The following is a 21,452-nucleotide window of genomic DNA, read 5'->3' as shown; positions in this document are numbered from 1 at the left end:
TCACAGCCTCGCCCAGGCCCCTCCTCAGGAGGGTTTTCCTGGTCACGGTGCTGCCGTGGCCCACGCTCCACTGGGAGTCGAGACGATGCCGAGTACGGCCAGGCGCGCGAGGTTGACCGCGGCGGCCAGCAGCGAGAAGCCGGCATCAATCTTGGTGACGCCTCGGACCCGGGCGCGGCGGCCTCCGTGCCGGCGCCGCATCAGGTGAGAGATCTTGCGTTCGACCTTGGGCCGGGTGGCCCGGTAGCGGGCCGGCCAGCCTGGATCGGTGCTGTTTGCTCGTCCCCGGGCCAGGTGCTCCTCATGCGGCCCGATCTTGATCTCGCGGCCGTTCCTGGCGGTGGTGCACTGCTCACGCAGCGGGCAGGAGGCGCAGGCAGCGCCGAACGCGGCGACTCCGCCGCCGTCACCATGCCGGCGGATCTCGGTCGTGACCTGGTTCGGGCAGCTCACCTGCCCGGCCTCCAGATCGATGGTGAAGACGTCCTTGGAGAACCGCCCGCCCGACGCGCCGGCCGGCTGGGTCTTGACCATCGCCTCGACGCCCGCCTGCTCCAGCCGGGCCGGCATCGGCCCGGTGCCGTAGGCGGCATCACCATAGACCTCGGCCTGCTCGGGTGCGAGGATGTCGGCCAGCAGGTCGGCGGCGGGCTCGGCGTCACCGACGTTGCCCGCCGTCACCTTCGCGGCGGTGATGATCTCCCTGCCGGGAACCTCGGCGATGTGCCCCTTGTAGCCGTCAAAAGACCGGGCCGCGGTCTTGCGGCCATGCCGCGCCTGCGGATCCACGGTGGAGATGATCCGGTCCCTGGCCACCTTGCGGGCGATCCGGAACACCCCGTCCTCACCCTGGTCCAGGTCCTGGCCCAAAACGGTGGCCAGCAGGCGCGCCGCCTGATCCACCTCGCCGCTCAGCTTCCGCCCGTCCAGCACCGCCAGCAGCGCATGCCCATCCTTGGCCCGCGAGTCGACCAGCGCCTCCCGCTCGGCCGCGTCCGTCCAGTCGATGACCGGCTTGCCCATGTCGGTATAGGCATCCCCGCTGGAGATAACCGCTCGTAACTGGGCCCGCAACACATGATCAGCAGCGCGCAGCAGGCCCCGGATCGCTGACCGGATCAGCGTGATGGTGTCCTGGGTGGCCACCGCGTCATAGATCGGCGCTGAGTCCAGCACCCGCCGGCGGCCCACCAGCCCGGCTTGCGCAGCCACCTCCACGGTCGGCTCGAAGATCCGGTCCGGCCGATCCGAGGCAGCCGGCCGGGCCCGCATATCCACCAGCACGGTGTGCACAAACCCCGGATGGTCGAAATCCAGCCCACCAGCGGCGTACTTCCACCGCACATCGAACGCGAACCGGTCCACCGCCTCCCGGTCCCCCGCCTCAGCCATTCGTGACTACGTCGCGTTGCTGGAGAGTGAAGGAGAGGGGGCCCGATGACCAAGCGTCGCAGTCGTGGGGACGGCGGGTTGCACTGGGATGAGAAGCGTCAACGGTGGATCGCCACGGCCAGTCTCGGGTTCGACCCCAGCGGAAAGCGGATCATCAAGCGGGGAAGCGGCAAGACCAAGACCGAGGCCAAGAACAAGCTGAAAGAGATCATCCGAGACCACGACGATGGGATCGCCAACGGCCCAGCCAACTACACGGTCGCCGACGCGGTCACGAGCTGGCTCGAGTACGGACTTCGCGGGCGGGACCCCAATACCGTCGCCAACTACCGGATCCTCTGCGGTAAGCACATCGTCCCCGACCTCGGCGCACGCAAACTCCGGGAGCTGAGCGCTGAAGACGTCGACCGGTGGCTTACTGGCAAGGCCAAGATCCTCAGCGGCCGGACCGTGCGATTGCTCCACTCCTGCCTGAACCGGGCCGTGAAATTCGGCCAGGCGCGTGACAAGGTCAAGCGCAACGTCGTGGCCCTCTGCGAGATCCCGGACGGGCAGGGTGGCCGACCCTCCAAGGCGCTGACCTTCGACCAGGCCGAAGCCATCCTCAAAGCGGCCGAAGGCACCCGGATGTACGCCTACGTCGTGCTCTCCCTCCTCATCGGCGCCAGGACCGAGGAACTGCGAGCACTGACCTGGACGGAGGTGGATCTCGTCGGTGATCCGGACAACGACGTGCCCGCGTGGATCGCTGTGTGGCGTTCCGTACGGGAGGGCGGGGACACCAAGACCAAGCGGTCGCGGAGATCGCTCGCGTTGCCAAGGCGATGCGTGGAAGCGCTCATCCTCCATCGGGCTCAGCAGCACAGGGAACGGCAGGAGGCCGGCAACAGGTGGCAGGAAAACGATCTCGTCTTTGCCTCCCTCGTCGGCACTCCCCTGGATTCCCACAACGTCCGGCGGGCCTTCCGAAAGATCGTCAAGGATGCCGGGCTCTCGGCCGGCGACTGGACGCCACGGGAGATGCGGCACAGCTTCGTCTCGCTACTCTCGGACTCCGGTGTGCCTCTGGAGGACATCGCTCGTCTCGTCGGCCACAGCGGGACTGCCGTAACAGAGGCCGTCTACCGCAAGCAGATCCGCCCGGTGCTGCTCGGCGGGGCCGAAGCCATGGATCGGATCTTCGAGTGATCAGATCCGTAGTCACTCAGTTGGTCACTCAGCAACGAGAAAGGGTGCCACGTGATCTCGTGACACCCTTGCCGACCAGGCACTACCTGGTCGGGACGACAGGATTTGAACCTGCGACCCCTTGACCCCCAGGTAGTGGGGTTAGGCGTGTTTGCAGCTCAACGGCCTTCAGGTAGCTATGCATGACGTTTGGTGACGTGCACGTTGTTCGGCTACGTGCATGACGTGTGGTCCCCAGATGGTCCCCAGGGCATATCTGGGTCGAGTACCCGCTCACTCGGGAGCGCACCGATATCCGTGCCTCTGGGGATCCTCCGGTCGATTACGCTGCCGCGCGGCACAGCCCCAGTTTGGAAGATTTGAAGCGCGACGGTTCTGACCTGCGTTTGCGCAGCTCAGCGCGGTCGCTGATGCTACACGGGCGCCCGTGAGTGTCCACCGGAGACCGGTGCTACTGGCACGGGTCATGGCACGTAAGCGTGAGGTGATTCTGTGCGCAGACAGCCGATGCATTTGCAGGGACCCCCTATCAGTACCGAGTAGGGTTGGACCTGCATATATACGACTTCATGCATCTTGACCCTGCGGTCATTGCGCGGATACTACGCGGCTCTAACGAGTGACATAGCGCGCCCAATGGCACTCAATTAGCAGTAACCTGCGGGCAGCCAGGACGGTACGGTTCGCCGGATGCGTACTGTGACCATTCCTCATGCGTCAGCGCTCGACCGGCGAACGTGCATACCGCCGATGAAAGATCGGCCGGTACCGAAACGTCCCATAACTGCACCGTGCCGTCCTCGCCGGCGCTGGCCAGGCGCTGCCCGTCCTTGTCGAACGCCACCCCCGTCACGCTGTCCTGGCCGGTGGGGATGGAGGCGATCTGGCGGTGGGTGGCCGCATCCCACAGCCGCACCGTGCCGTCATAGCCGGTGCTGGCCAGGCGCTGCCCGTTCGGGCTGAACACCACCCCGTACACCCTGCCCTGGCCGGTGGGGATGGAGGCGATCTGGCGGTGGGTGGCCGCATCCCACACCCGCACCGTGCCGTCATAGCCGGCGCTGGCCAGGCGCTGCCCGTTCGGGCTGAACACCACCCCGGACACCCTGCCCTGGCCGGTGGGGATGGAGGCGATCTGGCGGTGGGTGGCCGCATCCCACACCCGCACCGTGCCGTCATAGCCGGCGCTGGCCAGGCGCTGCCCGTTCGGGCTGAACACCATCCCCGTCACGATGTCCTGGCCGGTGGGGATGGAGGCGATCTGGCGGTGGGTGGCCGCATCCCACAGCCGCACCGTGCCGTCCTCGCCGGCGCTGGCCAGGCGCTGCCCGTTCGGGCTGAACACCACCCCGTACACGCTGCCCTGGCCGGTGGGGATGGAGGCGATCTGGCGGTGGGTGGCCGCATCCCACACCCGCACCGTGCCGTCCTCGCCGGCGCTGGCCAGGCGCTGCCCGTCCTTGTCGAACGCCACCCCGTACACGCTGCCCTGGCCGGTGGGGATGGAGGCGATCTGGCGGTGGGTGGCCGCATCCCACACCCGCACCGTGCCGTCCCAGTCGGCGCTGGCCAGGCGCTGCCCGTTCGGGCTGAACACCACCCCGGACACGCTGTTCTCATGTCCAGTCAATACACCACGTGCGGGCTTTGCTACGGCCACCAGAAGGCTAAGACGCGCCTCGGCTGTCGGCGCCGTTGACCATGCCGCCGCCGCCAGCAGTTGGGAGACCGTGCTGTTGACCTCACTCAGGTCGATGCTTTGCGCCGCAAATTGCCGTGACAGGGCCAGCCGTGCTGCCTCACGTGCCTGCCGCGCGACATCACTGGCTTGGCGAGCCGTGACGACCGCTAACACGCTTGCGATCAACGACAGAACTAGCAGCACAGCCAATGCGCTGGTGATCAGCAACCGCACCTGGCGACCACGGCGGGCTACATGCCTGCCCGCGGCAAGGAACTGAGTTTCCACCTCACTCAACGCAGCACCTGCCGACCCTTGGCCTGCCGATGTGGGTGTGGCGTCCCGGGGCGCGTCGTCCAGGCGGGTGCCGCTGTAAAGGAAGGCGGGATTGCGGCCGCTGCGGTCCCACCGGGCTGCGTCATCGCGCAGACGCTGTCGGGCGAGCAGAGCGGCTCGGTCGGCGTCCAGCCACTCGCGTAACTGCGGCCAAGACCTGATCAGCGCTTCATGGGCGAGTTCGACCCCTTCTTTGTTGCTAATGAGGAGCCGGGCGTCGGTGAATCTCTCAACGACTGTGCTCACGCTGGTGTGGGCTGCTGCGGGGGCCATGGCCATCAAGTCGGCGCGGGTGACGCGGCGGCGGGTGTCGGCGAGGTCGTCGCCCAGGTGCACGAGCGAGGTCAGGACACGCTGGGCGATTGGCCGGTGGTCCAGGGGAACCTGGTTCAAAGTGGTGTCGGCGCTCTTTGCCAGCGCGCCGGATACCCCGCCGCTGGCTCGGTAGGCCGCCAGGGTCAGCGTTTTGTCCGGACTGTGTTGCCAGGTCGATAACAAGGCGTGGGACAGCAGCGGCAATACGGCCGCGGCGGCCGACATTGACCCATCCGGCGAATTGATCGCACCCACATCATCCAAGAGCAGGTCCACCAGGCCTGATTCCAGCTCCAGGGCCGCCAGCCGGGCAGGTTCCTCGATCACCTGGCGCAGGTGCCGGTCGTCCATGGGACCGACCACCACAGCCTTTTCCAGGGCAGCCAGCAGCAGCCGATAAGCGGCGCAGTGACCGAAGTAGTCGCCGCGAACCGCGATGACGATGCGGGCATGAGCGCTGGCCGCGTGTAATGCCGTCACGAAGGCTTGCCGGGTTTGCTCGTCCCGGTCGGGATTGAACAGCTCCTCGAACTGGTCAACGATTACGCTGGGGCTCGCATCGTTTTTAGTGAGCAGCTTCCCGGCCAGGGCAGGGTCATCGCGTAATCGTTCACTTAGGTGAACCGCATCATTCGCCCCCGCATTGGCCGGACTGCCGAGATTGGCTAGGTGCCGGGCCAGGTGCCCCAGCGGATCGTTGGAGGGCGTGAACACCACGACCGGGGTGCGCGCGAGGCGCAACGTCGGCAGGAGTCCCGCGCGCAGGAGAGACGACTTTCCCGCACCGGACGCCCCGATCACCACCAGCGGACCGGAGCTCTTGTCCAAGGCTGCCACTCGGTCGACCAGGGTTCGGGTCAGGTCTCGGCGGCCGAAGAAATACGCGGCATCCTCGGGGCCGAACGCCGCCAGCCCGCGATACGGGCTGAACGCCGCCCCCGCTCGACCCGTCACGGTCAGGCCGGCCCGTTGTGCTGTATCGCTGCTGGGAGGATTCCCATTCGTGACGCCGGGGCCACCTAGGCTGCCGTGCGCGGCGGCCTGAACCCTGGGCGGGTGAGCGCGGTTGACGATCAGTACGGCACGGTCGGCGGCCTCGACAACGTGACGGTGCGGGGCGGGTAACTGGCGTTCGGCCATCGTACGAATGAGCGACCGATAGCAGTCGTCGACAGTCAACCGAGCAGGAGCGACGGGGTCACCGTTGGCGATCAAATCGATCAACGCGCCGGTGAAGGCGGTATAGGACTCATCGGGCGGCGCCCAGGCGTATTCGTGCGGTCCGGTCGCCGCCAGCAGATACATGCCACGCTGGTCATGGTCCAGAAGCCGCCGAGCATCCGGATCGACGCCGCCAGCGCCGCCGGCCCGCCCGGCGAAACAGCAGTCGATCACCACCAGCACCAGCCGAGCCCGGGCACGGGCCAAAATCTTGCCGACCGTCGCGTACGGCAGCGCCTGATAGGCCGCCGTCCCCTCGCTGAGATCGGTCGTGGCCCGCGTCGCCAGATACAGCTCCCCCTGCTCATCCAGCACGCCATGGCCGACGTAGCCGAAGACCAGGACATCCTCGGCCTGCTCAGCGGCTTGCGCCAATGCGGCGGCCACGGAAGCGGGGTCGTCGGGATCTACCAGGACGTTCAAGTGCGCGGGGTCCAGCCCGGCCCGGTCGCTCAGCGCACGGCCCAGATCACGCACACTGGCAGCCACCGAGGGCCGATCGGCAAGTCCGGACTCGGCCGCGTGCGTGGCCGACCCGACCAGCAGCACCCGCGTCCCCGCCGCAGCCAGCAAGAGCGAAGGGTCAGGGGCTCGCATCGCCGCCCCGCACCTGTCGCTTACCGGCGTTCAAAGGATCATCCGACTCTTGCTGTTCATCCCCTCCGGCCGCCGCGTCGGCCTGGTTGTCGGGATGTTCCGGTGGCGGGATCGCGCCAGTACCAGCACGGGCTGATTCCACTGAGGGCTGATCGCTGCGCGTCGTGGCTTCGCCTTCTGGACGGTCGCCGTCGAGACTGTTCAGGAGGCGGGCTGCCTGTTGGGCCAGGCCTCGTGTGGCGGCCAAATCCAGCCCTTTGACGTTCTTGGCCGACAGTTCCACCCGGGTCGCCTGGGCCTCCTCCCCGCCTCGCGACACGATCACGGTGACTTCGCCGTTCTTGCGCGTTCCCAGCCAGGCGATCACGATCCCGGCAAGGGACGCCACGGCGCCCCCAGTGCCCACGATCACCTGCAGCGCCTCGACCACGCCACCGCCGCTCAAGGCCCCCTCGCCGGGCACCGCCTCGACCAGCCGTACCCGGCCACGAAGCTCCGGCTCACCGGCCACCCAGCGGCGAAGATCACGCACCAGCTCATCACGAGGCAACTCGGCCTCCACCGCGAGGAGCAAGGTCACATCTTGCGCCTGATCCGCCGGCTGCGCTGGCGCGTCGTCGGGCACGTTCATCGCTATCCCCCACCGAAAACAGGCGTTACAGCGCTGTCCGCCCCCACGCGACCGCGATGTCCAGCAATTCCTAATTGCTAACAGTAGATCCTCTAGAACTAAATTGGGATGCTCATTTCCTGAGGCTATGGTGATGGGCTTTTAGTCGGTCATGGACGCTCATGGACAGGTGCTGCCGCGGCGACCCGTCGCCGTTGTCACCGTCCGTAGGGGAGCGGGCCGTGGGAAGGGGCGCGCCCGGCGGGACGAACGACCTTGCGCCTCCTTCCCACGGTCTGCTGGGCTTTGCCCGGGGCGATGGTGACGGGACGATCATCCCGGAACCCGAGACCCCCGCCGGAGGCGACTGCTCAAGGCGGCGCGCTGCTGGCGTCGGCGCGATCGTTCGGCAACCCATAGGAAGGCGATCGCCGGCCGTACCGGTGCGGCGATGTATCACCAGTTTGAAAGATTTCTCTACGATCTTGGCCCCACATGCTGCGTCGCAGGTCAAGCCCTACCTTGCTCTACTCGTGAGGCTCCGCGACTCCCCCGATTCACCGCCCTGACGGGCACGCCTCTCAACAGCCGGCGGATTTACAGCGGACCGGCTATTAGGTATGCGTCAAGGCGTCCACCTGGCCCAATACGATCCGGACCGATCATCGCGCCAGAGCTCATCCCGCACATATCCCGGATCATGAAAGGCGCACCGCACCGGCTATAGAAGGGATGGGCAGACTCCCGCCACGCCCCTCCCCGCCTGATCATCCCGGAGTCGGAGCACCCCCGCCAGAGGCAGGGATCGTAGCGCTTGCATCGAATCGGTGTCCTGCGGATCCGTAGGGAATGGCAGACGCGTTGTCAGCGGCGTCCCGGTCTGTTCAGGCGGTGGATACGGGGCGGTCGGGCGTGATCGTGTAAGGCGGTGGTGCTGTACGCGGCTGCTGTACAGCAACAGACCGTTGCCCCCAGGACGGGCGGCCCGTATCGATGATGTCGGCGCCATGCCCTAGCGTCTCCTCATCCACGTAGATCCACTGGGAGTTGCGATGAACACGGTTGACCTCCTGGAGCCCGACAGGCTGTGGCGGGCAGCCGAGGTGCTGACACGGCCGAGCCCCATCCCGGCCGCCCCCGGCGTCTACGGCTGGCATTTCGAGCATTCCCCCGATCCCCGGTTGCCCGCCGGGCAACTGCTGTACGTCGGGATCGCCCCACGCCGGATGGCGACACGAGTCAGCAGGCAAAACCTGCGCACCCGAGTTCGCTACCACTTCCGCGGCAACGCCGAAGGCTCCACCCTGCGACTCACCCTGGGCTGCCTTCTCGGGCTCGAACTCCGCCGCGTGGGCAGCGGAAAACGTCTGACCTTCGGACAGGCCGGCGAGAAGGACCTGACAACCTGGATGGCCGACAATGCCCGGGTGTGCTGGCTGGCGCACCCTGAACCCTGGGTCGCCGAGTCCGAGCTGATCGCCCAACTGGACCTTCCGCTCAACCTGGACCAGAACAGGAATCATGCCTTCCACCAGCACCTGAGCACTCTGCGGGCCTCCGCACGGGCTCGCGCCCGTGATCTTCCCGTCACCTACTGATCAGATACCAGCCTGGACGCTCTGACCGACGTTAGGGACGACGTGAGCCGCAGCGCCCTACCCAACCATTCGCGGTTTCCGGAGGGACCCCAATAGGGGCGACGCCCTGTGATTACAACCGGATTCAGTGGCCTACTGTTTTGAAGGAGTGACCACCCTCGTGCAGATCTGGCCGCGAGCAGTACCAACCATGCGCGCTCTCGACCTGGCAGTAGCTACCCGAACGAACCCAGCTATACGTTTTGGCCAACACGCCGGGACGGTCATCCCGCTGCCACCTGACCCAGTGGCCGACGTGCTCTTTGTCCCGCTGCATGCCGGTGCTTTCGACCCACACCTCACACAGGCCGTGGTGACTGGCCGCCAGATCGCATTCCGCCGTCGGAATGCCCGGAGGACCTGAAGCCGGATCGTGCCATTCCGCCGTTGACGACGAACTGATCAAGAAGGCGGGTGTCGAGCGCCCGGCGGAACGCCCGGTTCTCACGGTGCCGGAAGTCTTCGCGCTGGCGGACGCGATGCCTCCCCGCTTCCGCACCCTGGTGCTCCTTGCCACTTTCGGCAGTATGCGTTGGGGTGAGCTGGCTGCCCTCCGGAAGGATCACCTCGACCTGGACGCCCGCACGGTCCGCATCGCGGTCGCCGTCTCCGAGATGAAGACGGGCGAACTGCTGACCGGCCCGCCCAAGTCGGACGCCGGAACCCGCACGGTCAACCTCCCGGAGGTCATCACCGGAGAACTGACGTGGCACGTTCAGCGCTTCAGTGAGAAGGCCCATGACGGCCTGGTCTTCGTGGGGGAGAAGGGCGCGCAACTGCGCCGGAGCAACTTCTCTCGGGTGTGGGCGAAGGGACTCAAGAAGGCCGGCCTTCCGAAGATCCACATTCACGACCTTCGCCACACCGGCAACACGCTTGCGGCGCTCACGGGTGCCACGTTGAAGGAGCTCATGGCGCGCATGGGCCACGCGAGCACCAAGGCGGCAGTGATCTACCTCCACGGCTCCAAGGAGCGAGACCGTGAGATCGCGGACGGTCTCGGCAAGATCGTGGAGAAGGGTCTCAAGCCCAAGGGCGAGGAAGGCGACGAGGGCTCGGCGGGTGTGCTCGTTCCGAGTGCCTGAGAAGCAAGATCACTTGTTCTGGCACGGATCTGGCACGACGGCGAGAATCAGCCCAGAAAACAATCAAGGCCCGGGTCGGGAATCATCCTCTGACCTGGGCCTTCGTCGTTGGAGCGGGTGACGGGAATCGAACCCGCGCTGTCAGCTTGGGAAGTCTTTCAACATCATGTTGTGTGACCTGGGGAAACGGTGACCTGGGAGTATGCCGGTCGAGTAACCGTGAGTCCCCGTGATTCCCCGCTGGTTGCCGACCGTACGGGCACGCAACGGGCACGTCCGTCCGACAGGTCCATCGCTTCGATGGATCACACGTCGTAGTTCTGATTAGCTCTCGATCGGGACCTGGCGAAACATCCGAGCCACCCTGATGACCTGGCGTTTGTTGTCTCGTTGGTTCTCGGTGTTTCGCGGCTGATCACGACGTCATGTGCCCTCGTTGTGCCCTCGCGCAAGTGCGGATCAGGCCTACGGTGAGTCGGCCTGTAGGCCGTGCGGCACGGGGAATAGGAGGTGTGACTTCTTCGGTGTGAAGCAACTGGAACGCGTATTTGTTCAGGGGACATAGTGCCGGTCACCTGCGCGAACATCTGTGAGAGTCCGCCAACGTTCGGGGCTGTCCGCTGCGGTTGTCACCCACTTCGTCACTCAGACTCTCGCGCTCATTACTGGCGAAGCGGGCTCACTCCAGCGCTTCAGCCTCCTCTAACCTCCCCAACGCTCCCAGCGCGAGCGCCAGGTTGTTCCGGCTGGTCAGCGTGTCCGGGTGCTCCTCACCCAGCACCCGCCGGCACGCCTCCAGCACCGCCCGGTGCTCGGCCTCGGCCTCCTCCAACCTCCCCAACTCCCCCAGCGCGCCCGCCAGGTTGCCCCGGCTGGTCAGCGTGGATGGGTGCTCCTCACCCAGCACCCGCCGCCGTATCTGCAGCACCGCCCGGTGCTCGGCCTCGGCCTCCTCCAACCGCCCAAGATCCCCCAGCGCGAGCGCCAGGTTGTTCCGGCTGGTCAGCGTGTCGGGGTGCTCCTCACCCAGCACCCGCCGGCACGCCTCCAGCTCCGCCCGGTGCTCGGCCTCGGCCTCCTCCAACCTCCCCAACGCTCCCAGCGCGCCCGCCAGGTTGTTCCGGCTGGTCAGCGTGGATGGGTGCTCCTCACCCAGCACCCGCCGCCGTATCTGCAGCACCGCCCGGTGCTCGGCCTCGGCCTCCTCCAACCGCCCCAGATCCCCCAGCACGACCGCCAGGTTGTTCCGGCTGGTCAGCGTGTCCGGGTGCTCCTCACCCAGCACCCGCCGGCCCACCTCCAGCTCCGCCCGGTGCTCGGCCTCGGCCTCCTCCAACCTCCCCAACGCTCCCAGCGCGCCCGCCAGGTTGTTCCGGCTGTTCAGCGTGTCCGGGTGCTCCTCACCCAGTACCCGCCGCCGTATCGTCAGCACCGCCCGGTGCTCGGCCTCGGCCTCCTCCAACCTCCCCAACGCCCGCAGCGCGCCCGCCAGGTTGTTCCGGCTGGTCAGCGTGTCCGGGTGCTCCTCACCATCGTTGACGCGGCGGAGCTGAACTGCGTGCTGGAGCGCTTGCGTGGCGAGGTTGTAGCGTCCCTGTGCTCGCATCTGGCGAGCGATGGCATCGAGGTCTGGTGTGCGGGCATGACCGATGATGGTCGTGATGGTCTGCTCGGGGACATGGGCGGTGGGGCCGACCTGCTGCTGATAGCGGTCGACCAGATAGTCGAACACCTCCACCCCTGCCCCGTCGTCGGCTGGTTGCAGCAGTGCGGTGGTGGAGCGGCGCTGCCGGGTCGCCCAGCCCCAGGCCTGCTCCAGCAGTTCGGGCCGGAGCCGCTGCCCACCTCGGGCATCGAGATACCCGTGATGCAGCTCCTCCAACAGGACCTTGGGAAGGGCAGACAGATGCCCGGCGCGGCGGCAGTCGATCGCGGCAGCCACCAGCGCCGCACCCCGAGGGTTACGGCCGACCTCCCAGGCGTTGTCATAGGCGTCTTGCAGATGCGGGCCTGCGGCCAGGTACTCGGCGATGCCGTATTCCCCGCTGTAGTCCAACGCATCAGCGATCCGCTCATCGGACACATGCGCCCGGGCACGCTCCAGCTCACCCGCGCTGAACAGCCGATGTAGGCGGATCTTGCAGGCTTGGCCGAGCATCTGGATGGCCTCATCGCCCAGCTTTCGTTTGGGGTCCTCGGCATCGGAGGGCACTTGGGTGAGCTGGTCTTCTTCGGCGCTGCGCACCGTGGCCAGGATCACCTTGTGGCCCTTGCCGTCCCGGATACGGCTGATCTGCGCTGCGGTCATGGTGCCGGCTCGGATGTAGTGCTCCAGGTCATCCAGCCACAGCACCGCCCGCCGGGACTGGCTGACCCGCTCGACCAGAGCGGTCATCACATCCTTGCCGAGGTTCTTGTCACCAGGGACGAACAACTCATGCGATGGCAGCTCGGTGTGGATCGCCTCGAACGCCGTCCGCGACTTGCCCGCGGTGGAATCTCCCACCAGCACGACAAACCCGCCCCTGCGCAGCTGTTCGGCAAGCTCGGTATCGACGTCGCGCGGCACATAGGCCGGCACCCGGTCACCGGCCACCCGCCCGGACCCGGCAGCCGCCCCGTGGGCCGGAGCACTGGGATGCACACCCAGCCGCAGCGGATCGCTCATCTGACCGACCTTCGGCACCCGCCCCGACTTCAACAGCAACAGCCCATCGGCGACCTTGAACCGCTGCTCATCACGGCGCTGAACCAGCCGTTTGAACCGCTCCTGCCACATCCCGGCAGCCACCAGCGCCAGCGCCGCCACCAACGCCGCGCCCCCCGCAACCCACGGATCAGTGACCGTGAAAGCGGTCAGCACCGCGGGAACCGCCCCCACCAGCACCAGCCCGCCGATCACCACAGCGATCCGGCTCCGCCCCATCCCACGCCTCCGGCCCACGCAAACCCGCCGAACCCACCCCCCGCAGATCACAGCAAAACGCACATTGGCCAGCGCGTCCACCAATTCACCGCATCCCCCGCCACCCACGCCTGGTCGCCGGCGCCCGCGGTCAGGCGGCCATCTTCTTCTTGAGGGACTGATCTCTAGGTCACTGCGGCACTCACGAAGTCACCGCATTTGTCCCGCTCCTAAGTGGTTAGCTCCAGTCGTCATCTGTCATCGTTCGTCGCTCCCGGACGGCCCAGACACGGCCCCAGCCGTCCTGATATCGCTTAGGTACACGACATATTTCCAGCGCTCCGCGTCTATCCCCTGATAGCCTGATCGGCTGGCCTCCCGACAGCCACCGTCCAACCTCGATGTGGACGCCCCCACGTACCTAAAGGAGTGTGCGTCATGCCCGAGGCCATTATCAGCTACTTGGGGCCGATGCCCACACAGGGCCCCGGTCCACGTGACCTCCACCCGTTCGTGCCGTGCTTCGCGGTCGAGATCGCCGATGAGCGAGTGTTTCGAGTGCACACCGAGTTATCCGGTCAGGGCTCCGACTTCGCCATCCATCGTCTGGAAGCAACAGGTCTGTCACCCGACCAGGCGCACGAGACTCTGAACAACGCCTTGCTGCTGTACTCGGTCCGTCGCCTAGAGCCCCTGGCTACGGAGTGGATTAGTACGGAAAGCCGGCCAGCCAATCCGGTTGATCTCTGGCGCCTTGCATCTGATGACGTGCCGCAACTCCTGGCGCTGCTCACAGAAAAGGGCTGTCACTACCAGGTGCGGCTGAAGCGCGATCTGTTCTGTACGGCCGCCAGCGACGAGGACACCACACTCACAAGCATCATCATCAACAATCGCACGACCGCCCCGACGAGCAAGCCGCTGTGCCAAGACTGCACCCTGCCCAACACCGATTTCATGTGCTCGCACCTGATGCACCCCAAAGTGTCGGGCATAAATACCATGGTAGGCATCGTTGGGCGCAGGGTCATGACGGCCATGTGCGACAAGGGCCATCAAGATAAAATGGGCGAGATCGGCGCGTGCCAGGCAGGGGGTCATGACTGCTGGCAACGCATCGTCGAAATGGAAACACCAGCCGTCAACCCTGTCTCGCCGTTAGAGTTGGCCGAGGCGTTCGACGTGCTGGATGCCGCATGGCGCCTGGCGTTCGACAGAAAAAGGACGCCGTTACTGGCGCTGAGCACGGTGGCGACACCGGCGGCGCTGTCGCTGGGCTGCGCTACGCGAGCAGAATTCGAGACAAGACTTAGCGATCTGGCTGATCTGATCGACCGCATCAAGGTGGATGACACGCTGCTGCGACCACGGTCGGAAGAGGAAATGAAGAAGGATAAAGACCAACTGCGCGCCAGCCTCAACCGCATGGGGGACTGCCTGCACCACCATCTCCCGGCGGCCCAGCATCCAGCAGTGGACGCGGCCATCAAAACGCTGCGAACCATCCGGGGAGCGCGAAACGCCGCACAACACGGCATCACCGAGGGAGGCGGACTGACTGCCAAGCTACGCGAGCTCGGGGTCCATGATGCGCCACCGAACTGGGCCGGAGCGTGGGATGTGGTCAGAGCACGGACGGTCGAGGCGCTTACATCCCTGCGGCACCAGTTGATGGCATACGTCAACACGCCGTAGGTCAGGACGAATCGAGGGCGTTAGCAGCAAGGACGTCAGATGTTGGGCGAGCACTAGGACCGTTTCGCCGCATCCTGCTCTCGTGCTGCCGGGCACTGCAACCAAAGCCCCGAGCTAGCCTTGTCTTGGTCCGGGGGCTGATGTATAGCCCTGGCTTATGGCCGTAGGTGAAAGAGACACTGATGAGTCGCAGAAAGTACGCAAATGAGTTCGGGTTGATTCTGGTATGCACTCCTCATAAATTCGGTCGCCAACGCGAGATAGAGATGGTCTCGCCGGACGACTTAGAGGGATGCCATATCTATGTCGTGAGTCAACAGCCAAGACTATCTATAGATTCAGATAGCGTGGTGTTTACGAAGTCAAAGTTTAGCGCCACACTGCGAGTGCAGCGTGCCGACAAGTTTGATGAGTATAGGATCAGTAGGCCAAGTTCTCCCGAACAGGCTGGATTCTCTTATCGATCCGAGTGGCCTTATGACTTCATGCAGATCCTAGACGATCGTGGCGAACTTTTCTTCACCGCTCCAGTAGCTCTCTTCATTCGCGAATATAAGGTCAGCGGTCTTCCTGTTAGCTTGTATGAGCAGGAAGTACTTTACGTTGGGCAGGCTTTCGGTAAGGATGGTGAGCGGACTGCGTTCGATCGCCTTCGCAGCCATTCGACACTGCAAAGGATATATTCGGAATTACCCCCAGATAAAGAGATCTGGCTTTCCCTGTGTCGTATAACAGATGCAGCCTTATCGGGAACCATGACTCCACATCTGCTCGCTGAGATCGAGGATGACGAGGAGAACGCCACGAGAACCGTAGACATGCTGCGGTGGGCGGAGGATCGAGATTTCCTATCGCGAGAGGGCATAGCTCTTACCGAGGCCGCACTGATTCGATTCTTTCAGCCAAAGTACAATAAGATATTCCGAGACAACTTTCCGGATCCACAGCATGTAAGTACCAGGGAATGCTACGATCTGGAAATCAATACTCTAGCCATGGAATTTCATGGCTACGCAGTCACCACGCAATATTGGTCTTCGGTGGTCCACCCAAAGTGGACGCACTTCGAGGTTTATTCGCTGTTCTCTGAAAATGATCGCCGGAATATGTTCGACCTGTGGGCTGATTAAGCTCTTAGACCTGATCCATTCCGTGTGCCATCGGCCCACTGCGGAGCAACAGTGGGTCGGCGACGGAGGTGCAAGCCTGGCTTGAGCTGGGATTTCATGTTCTAGCAGTTGCCAACCGTTCCGGAAATTTTTCGCGTTCCAGCGGAACAGGGACGGAACAAGGCCGCAGCTTCGGCCCTCCTCCTATCTACCACTTGCCGTCGATCTCACCGTGAACTGGCTGCGGGCCGAGCCCACCTCGGATTGCGAAGATCACATGCTGCCTTCGGGGCATCCCGTGTGGCACATGCACTGAGATCGGTTCGGAGGTAAACCGCTCACGGCTCGCGGCCGTCGTCTCAGGGGCAGCGGCGTCCTCCGCCGCGTCTACCCGATGGTGCAACCCGTGCCGACCGCCAGGCCCGCTCGGCGGTCTGGGCTATCGAACGATTGGACGTTGCTGAGAACGAAACCGCGCCGCCGTTGTTGCTCGTGGAGCAGCAACTACCCGGGCAGCGCTGGTTGCAGCCCGGGAACGTCACGCCTGTACCGGCTAGAAGCGTCTGCCTCGTTGCACAATTGGAAATACCGTCCCACCCCCTCTGGAGACGTCATGACCCAGGAACCCATCATCGAGGCAGTACCCCGCCGGTACGCCTTCACTGGCTTCCGTTCCACGTTGGAGGCCGACTGGGCCGCCACCTTGGACGGTCTCGGCATTGAGTGGGCGTTCGAGCCGAAGGTCATCAACTTGCCCAGCGGTGCGACGTACATCCCGGACTTCTGGCTTCCCAAGCTGGGCACGTGGATTGAGGTCAAGGGCCCGGCGACCCCTCGGATCGAGAAGGCACACGAGTTCGCCAAGACGCTGGCGTGCCCGTGCCCGTGCCCGTGCCCGCCGCCGCCGCCGGCGCCCTGCGTGTGCGACTGGGAGGGTGGTCAGATCGTCATCATCGGGAACCCTGCCTGGCGCCCCTTCGATAGGACGATGCGGCACGGTTCGTTGTCGTGGAGCGGCACGAACGGCTCGGCGTTCCTCACGGAGTGCCAGGTCTGTGGCAACAACTTCTGGTTGCAGCCGCGCACGTCGTGGCGTTGCCGGTACTGCCGGGTGTGGAAGCCGCAGCAGCGGCACTTGGGGCACCTGCACGGGGCTGGCGAGGTTGAGTTCCGGCATGCCGATCGGATCGCGGACGTCGTTTAGCCTCGCTCCTGCAGGCGCGTGTTGCCTTCACTTCCACCGAAGGCATAGCCGCCGAGCACGCTTGGTGCGGAATCTCCTGCCCACACCCCCCTGACCCCGATAGCTGCGATAGTGCGCGACTGCCGACCGGACTGGGTCAACCGCGGCTTCGCGTGTTCCAGGTCCCCGGTGACCTTCCGCGCTCGCTGGTTGTCCTGCGGTCACAGCCGTGGTTGACGCGGGCCGGTCGCCGCGCATAATCGGCAGCTCGGGGCAGGGAGGGTGTGCCTTGCACCTTCCACGGTTGACACGGCACGTTCTAATCTCGGCATGGCTGTGGTGGGTCGGTCGCCTGATGAGCTTGCGCTGCACCCGGCGTGCCGGCGACTTGTTCCAGCCGGGATCACTGAGCTGAGGTGAGTTCCTGTGCAGCTCTTCGGCGGCCCGTCGACTCGTCCGCGCCAGCCGTCCGGCGTTTTTGCGCGTCGTCCGCCGGGAGCGCTAGCGGGAGGCGGCGGCGTGCGCCGTGACGGCGGCGCGTGCGGCCCGGTCGGGCCGCCTTGAAGATGTACAGAAAGTTCTCACACGCGATGCGCCATGGCCATGGCCGTTGTCCTGTCCCGGGACATGCTTGACAGTGGTGCCGTGAGCGTTTCAACCTGAAGCCGCAGGTCGCTGGGATGCTGTGCGGGAGGACTTGATCGCCAGATAGAGGAGCCCCCGGGTAGAAGGGTTGTCGATCAAGATGAACCGTTAGACCAGAGGCTCCGCGGTCCAACGATGTTCGTCACGCTGCACGATCTCCTGAAAGGCGACGCACCGCCGTCTCATCTGACAGCACCTGGCGGCCGGCCCGCGGGGTTCCCGTGGATGCAGGTGGCCGGGCAGGTCTGGGGCGGGTGGATCGTCATCGACGTCGACGCGAGCCTGGTCGAATGCCACTCCGACAAGCAGGGTGCGGCCCCCGATGAGCTGGTGGTCGGGCTCTTTTTAGACCAGTAGATAGGGCCGACCATGAGGACAGCGCGGTGGTACGGAGCATCCGAGTGATCAGGAAGGCGACCTGACACGTACCCAGCGTTCTCAACCCTCGGACTGCTCCGGCCTAGACGACCTCTGCAGGGTCGGGGGGCTCCGGGTCGGTAGCCGGACCCATGATCTTGCGGGGATGCACCTTCGCGGCCACGAACGGGACCTTGCCAACCTCGCGCACGTGCTTCTGCAGCGCCTTGAGGACGGCGGCCTCGTCAGTGCTGATGTCGGTCTCCCACCCGCACGTGAGGCAGTGCGCGTAGCGCCGCGCCCGGCCTTCCTCGTCGCTACCCGATCCGTACACCGACACATTGTGGTCAACCAGCATCGGTTTCCACCAGTTCATGTCACTCCCATACTCAGCGACGGTCGTCGTCGTAGTGGATCTCGGCAAACGCACGGCCGTCGGGGTACTTGGAGATGAACTCCCAGAAGTTGAGGATCTCCAGGTCTTCCACCATCTCGTGCAAGAGGTCGGCGTCGTACGCCTCAGACCCGGGCGCACTTGCAGGCGTCTCACTCATGGAGCAGACCCTACCTATCGGAGGTGACAGAACCCATGCCTCAAGGTCGCTGGGCATCGCCGATGACCGGCCGAATACTCCCCGGAACGACTAAAAGCTCCCGCCCACCCTCAACGAGGATGAGCGGGAGCTTCTGTGTTTCGTCCTACTGATCACGCGGCCTTGTGGGAGACCTTCGCGACGATCAACTTGGCCCGTCCGCTCGCCGTGGAACCCGTTGCGCACCACCAGCCGACGGCCATCGGCGTCGCGAGCGTCGGCCAGCTCGGCCAAGTAGGAGTTGACCTCGGCCTCCAGAGCGGCGGCCAACATCCGCCGCGCCCCCTCCCGGACGATCTCATCAATCAAAGATCCGTTCGACGTCGTGCCGACGGCATTGACTACGGTAAGCATGGGCGTGCCCTCCCAGCCAATGCGCCAACGTTGGCCTACTCAGTGACCTTCGACCCGATCACCCGGGAGTTGCTGCGCACCCGGCCCAACCCGATCAGCGTGGACGGGCTGCGTAACCTGCGGGATGCCCGCCCGGCTGGACCGCCGCCCCGGCCCTCGGTCGAGCCGATCACCGTGCAGCGGGTGGCGAGCAACAGCGGCGTCATCATGGTGGCCGGGCAGAAGGTCGCCCTCGGCCGGCTCCACGCCCGCGCGATCGTCACCGTGCACGTCAGCGAGACCACACTCACCATCGAACTGCCCGACGACACCCGCGTCGTCCGCCGTACCACCACCCAACCCGTCCGCAGCATCAAAGCGGCCCGGCCCCGCAAGGCCAGTCATGTTTCCTAGGGCATCCGTCAAGCATGTGGTGGGACAGAACTGTCAATCATGTCGTGGTACTAGACAGGCCCTGACCTGGTTTGGTGGCCCTTGGCTGTCAGGTCAGTACTTAGGAACGACGCCACCGGGGATCTTGTCTGCCCATCCTCGCAGGACATCCACGGCTTGAGTATGAGGGGTTCCCCCTGCTGCCTCTTCTCGCAGGAACCGTTCTTCGGCTGTGAGAGTGAGTTCCCGGTAGAACTGGAGATCTTCGAAGCCGTAAGTCGCTACGTCCTGGCTGGTAGCTCCGAAGACAAGCCGGGGCACCTGTGCCCAGTAGCAGGCGACAAGACACATCGGGCATGGCTCGCTGCTCGCGTACATCACCGCGTCTGGGAACAGATGCCGTCCGAGCTTTGTGCCGGCATGGCGCAACGCCATCACTTCTGCGTGCGCGGTTGGGTCTGTCAGTTCGACTACGCTGCTGGTTCCTTCGGAAATGATCTCACCCTCGATGACCACGATCGCGCCGAATGGCGTCTTCCCTTCGTCTTCGAGCGCACGGCGCGATATCTCGATGGCATGCTCAAGGAAGTGTTGGTCAGTGTGGTTGAGCTGGTCGGGCATGGAGATGAATCCTCTCCTGAGAGACTGGCGCCACGGCTAGTTATGACCCATCGGCGTCGGATGATGCTCCGGCCATGGCTTGAGTGGCGTGACGAACTTGAGCTGCGTTCGGTCAGCGGGGTAGTCGGCATCGGAGACCTCGATGACCCGGCCTGCGGCGTCACTTGAGATTCTGCGACAGAAGATCAGCGGGACGCCGTCCGGTAGGTCCCATACTTGGGCCTCAACCGTGGTCGGCATTCGAGCTGTGACCTCGTCTACGACGGTCATGATCTCGATGCCTACTGTCAGCAACTGATGCAGTGTGCCACCAGGCCATGGTTCGTTTCGTTCATCGAGGACAGCGGGATTGCCGCTAACGAGTGCCAGAGGCATGTGTGACACGCTCCAGGACAAGCGCACATGCGTCTTCGGGTCGGTGGCCTCCCACTCCCGTCGTAGCAAGGTCTCTCCGGGCTCGACTCCGAAGATCGTCGCGAATTCCTCAGTCGCTGGGACCTGGCTGTAGTGGGAGGAAAACCGTTGGTGGTCGATCGACATGTTCATGTTGGTTTCGGCCTCGCCAAGCCTGGCTCGCTCCTCTTCAGGTTTGAGCGCGAGGTCTTTCTCTAGCTGGTGCCGTTCCGAGGAGCGGATCACACGCCGTGGCTGGATTCGTACGGTCGGAGCCTTACCGCGTCCGGCAGTGATGAGGCCTTGGGCCTTGAGGATGTTGATCGCTCCTCTTGCGGAGTTCATGGAGCATGACCACTGCTCGCAGATCTCAGCCAACGTTGGCAGCGATGAGCCAGGAGCGAGTTCGCCTCGCTCGATCTGTATCCGGATGTCGTCGGCGATCCTCAACTGGATCGGTGCCCGAACGGCTGTAGGACGTGGTTCCATGCTCTTCATCTTTGCAGGTTTGTGGGCAAACTTCTTGCGCGGGGGCCATGGTAGCCCTACCCTTCTCTTTGTGGGTTCGCCCACAAACCCACAAAGGATCTCGCACCGAGAGGCGGTGCGGCCTTGATCGAAGGGAAGGGCTCATGAAGCTCTACGTGGACACGAGCAACAAGCAGGTGACGGTGTCGAAGGGAGCGGTCGAGAAGACCGACCAGAACGGTCGTCAGAAGTCCGAGCGCGACACCGGCCGGCCGATGTGGTCGACGCAGGTGTTCATCCTGGACGAGGACGGAGGCGAAGTCATCACTGTCACTACGGCCGGTGAACGGCCCGAGGTGAAGGTGGGACAGGTCGTCTCTCTGTCCAAGTTGGAGGCCCTGCCCTGGGCGACCAACGGGCGTAACGGCGTTGCGTTTCGCGCGGCGGAGATCAAGACTGCGACGGTTTCGGCGGTCAAGTCCGCCTGACCAAGGCTTCACGACGCTCACGGTCCACCTGAGGTGTCCCTCACGTGATGTCGCGCGGAGGAATCTCCGTCGCATCACTCCCAGGCCGATGGCCTGTGCATTCTCTGAGCGCATGTTCCGGGCGCGCCTACCCGCAAAGACAGGACGCGCCCGGTCCTCGTCCAAGAGGAGGAATCAGCATGTCATGTTCGCCTACCCGTAGCCAGT

The 21,452-nt window shown here is 64.9% G+C and carries 17 protein-coding genes and 1 pseudogene; 9 read left to right on the top strand and 9 right to left on the bottom strand.

Annotated features, from left to right (window positions below; genetic code table 11):
• Positions 1-42: 42 nt before the first annotated feature.
• A complete protein-coding gene (locus MYF83_RS41335; RefSeq protein WP_248966283.1) occupies positions 43-1,392 on the bottom strand; it encodes a transposase in 1,350 nt (449 codons plus the stop codon).
• 45 nt (positions 1,393-1,437) lie between these two features.
• On the opposite strand from MYF83_RS41335, the gene MYF83_RS41330 reads away from it, so the two are divergent.
• Positions 1,438-2,580 (top strand): tyrosine-type recombinase/integrase, encoded by a 1,143-nt coding sequence (locus tag MYF83_RS41330; RefSeq protein ID WP_248966282.1) that lies wholly within the window; start codon positions 1,438-1,440, stop codon positions 2,578-2,580.
• Between the two features lie 643 nt (positions 2,581-3,223).
• Here the strand turns inward: MYF83_RS41330 and MYF83_RS41325 are convergent.
• Both MYF83_RS41325 and MYF83_RS41320 read right to left on the bottom strand, forming a co-directional pair.
• On the bottom strand, positions 3,224-6,682 hold the full coding sequence (locus MYF83_RS41325) for a caspase, EACC1-associated type (protein ID WP_248966281.1): 3,459 nt from the start codon (positions 6,680-6,682) through the stop codon (positions 3,224-3,226).
• 34 nt (positions 6,683-6,716) lie between these two features.
• The gene (locus MYF83_RS41320) at positions 6,717-7,361 is read right to left on the bottom strand and encodes an effector-associated constant component EACC1 (RefSeq protein WP_248966280.1); all 645 of its coding nucleotides are present in this window, start codon (positions 7,359-7,361) and stop codon (positions 6,717-6,719) included.
• Between the two features lie 1,031 nt (positions 7,362-8,392).
• Between MYF83_RS41320 and MYF83_RS41315 the strand changes: the two genes are divergently transcribed.
• Both MYF83_RS41315 and MYF83_RS41310 read left to right on the top strand, forming a co-directional pair.
• Entirely contained in the window at positions 8,393-8,938 is a 546-nt protein-coding gene (locus MYF83_RS41315; protein ID WP_248966279.1) for a GIY-YIG nuclease family protein, read from the top strand.
• Between the two features lie 488 nt (positions 8,939-9,426).
• Positions 9,427-10,062 carry a tyrosine-type recombinase/integrase gene (locus MYF83_RS41310; RefSeq protein WP_248966278.1) on the top strand — a complete coding sequence of 212 codons (636 nt, stop codon included), beginning with the start codon at positions 9,427-9,429 and terminating at the stop codon, positions 10,060-10,062.
• A 679-nt stretch (positions 10,063-10,741) separates the two neighbouring features.
• Here MYF83_RS41310 and MYF83_RS44090 read toward each other — a convergent pair.
• Complete coding sequence (locus tag MYF83_RS44090) at positions 10,742-12,964, bottom strand: tetratricopeptide repeat protein (RefSeq protein ID WP_248966277.1); 2,223 nt, start codon at positions 12,962-12,964, stop codon at positions 10,742-10,744.
• 441 nt (positions 12,965-13,405) lie between these two features.
• On the opposite strand from MYF83_RS44090, the gene MYF83_RS41300 reads away from it, so the two are divergent.
• From MYF83_RS41300 to MYF83_RS41285, 4 genes are all read left to right on the top strand, one after another.
• Positions 13,406-14,662: a hypothetical protein gene (locus tag MYF83_RS41300; protein ID WP_248966276.1), complete on the top strand. Its 1,257-nt coding sequence runs from the start codon at positions 13,406-13,408 to the stop codon at positions 14,660-14,662.
• A 182-nt stretch (positions 14,663-14,844) separates the two neighbouring features.
• Complete coding sequence (locus MYF83_RS41295) at positions 14,845-15,792, top strand: hypothetical protein (protein WP_248966275.1); 948 nt, start codon at positions 14,845-14,847, stop codon at positions 15,790-15,792.
• Between the two features lie 592 nt (positions 15,793-16,384).
• Positions 16,385-16,975 (top strand): PDDEXK family nuclease, encoded by a 591-nt coding sequence (locus MYF83_RS41290; RefSeq protein ID WP_248966274.1) that lies wholly within the window; start codon positions 16,385-16,387, stop codon positions 16,973-16,975.
• A gap of 759 nt (positions 16,976-17,734) precedes the next feature.
• On the top strand, positions 17,735-17,956 hold the full coding sequence (locus tag MYF83_RS41285) for a hypothetical protein (RefSeq protein WP_248966273.1): 222 nt from the start codon (positions 17,735-17,737) through the stop codon (positions 17,954-17,956).
• A gap of 103 nt (positions 17,957-18,059) precedes the next feature.
• Here MYF83_RS41285 and MYF83_RS41280 read toward each other — a convergent pair whose 3' ends face one another.
• The 3 genes and pseudogenes from MYF83_RS41280 to MYF83_RS41270 all read right to left on the bottom strand — a co-directional run.
• Positions 18,060-18,314 (bottom strand): hypothetical protein, encoded by a 255-nt coding sequence (locus tag MYF83_RS41280; RefSeq protein WP_248966272.1) that lies wholly within the window; start codon positions 18,312-18,314, stop codon positions 18,060-18,062.
• Positions 18,315-18,345: 31 nt separating this feature from the next.
• Complete coding sequence (locus MYF83_RS41275; RefSeq protein ID WP_248966271.1) at positions 18,346-18,510, bottom strand: hypothetical protein; 165 nt, start codon at positions 18,508-18,510, stop codon at positions 18,346-18,348.
• A 198-nt stretch (positions 18,511-18,708) separates the two neighbouring features.
• A pseudogene (locus MYF83_RS41270) lies at positions 18,709-18,903 on the bottom strand (IS256 family transposase); the annotation flags it as partial.
• Positions 18,904-18,933: 30 nt separating this feature from the next.
• On the opposite strand from MYF83_RS41270, the gene MYF83_RS41265 reads away from it, so the two are divergent.
• Positions 18,934-19,296: a hypothetical protein gene (locus MYF83_RS41265; RefSeq protein WP_248966270.1), complete on the top strand. Its 363-nt coding sequence runs from the start codon at positions 18,934-18,936 to the stop codon at positions 19,294-19,296.
• A gap of 93 nt (positions 19,297-19,389) precedes the next feature.
• On the opposite strand, the gene MYF83_RS41260 is transcribed toward MYF83_RS41265, so the two are convergent.
• Both MYF83_RS41260 and MYF83_RS41255 read right to left on the bottom strand, forming a co-directional pair.
• On the bottom strand, positions 19,390-19,896 hold the full coding sequence (locus MYF83_RS41260) for a nucleoside deaminase (protein WP_248966269.1): 507 nt from the start codon (positions 19,894-19,896) through the stop codon (positions 19,390-19,392).
• 36 nt (positions 19,897-19,932) lie between these two features.
• Positions 19,933-20,778, bottom strand: a complete 846-nt coding sequence (locus MYF83_RS41255; protein ID WP_248966268.1) for a GntR family transcriptional regulator — start codon at positions 20,776-20,778, stop codon at positions 19,933-19,935.
• Positions 20,779-20,921: 143 nt separating this feature from the next.
• Here MYF83_RS41255 and MYF83_RS41250 point away from each other — a divergent pair, with 143 nt between their 5' ends.
• Positions 20,922-21,245, top strand: coding sequence for a hypothetical protein (locus MYF83_RS41250; RefSeq protein WP_248966267.1), 324 nt, complete (start codon positions 20,922-20,924; stop codon positions 21,243-21,245).
• The last annotated feature ends 207 nt before the right edge of the window (positions 21,246-21,452 follow it).

The organism is Sphaerisporangium perillae (genome assembly GCF_023276435.1).
GTDB lineage: Bacteria > Actinomycetota > Actinomycetes > Streptosporangiales > Streptosporangiaceae > Sphaerisporangium > Sphaerisporangium perillae.
This window is presented reverse-complemented; position numbering and strand designations above follow the sequence as displayed.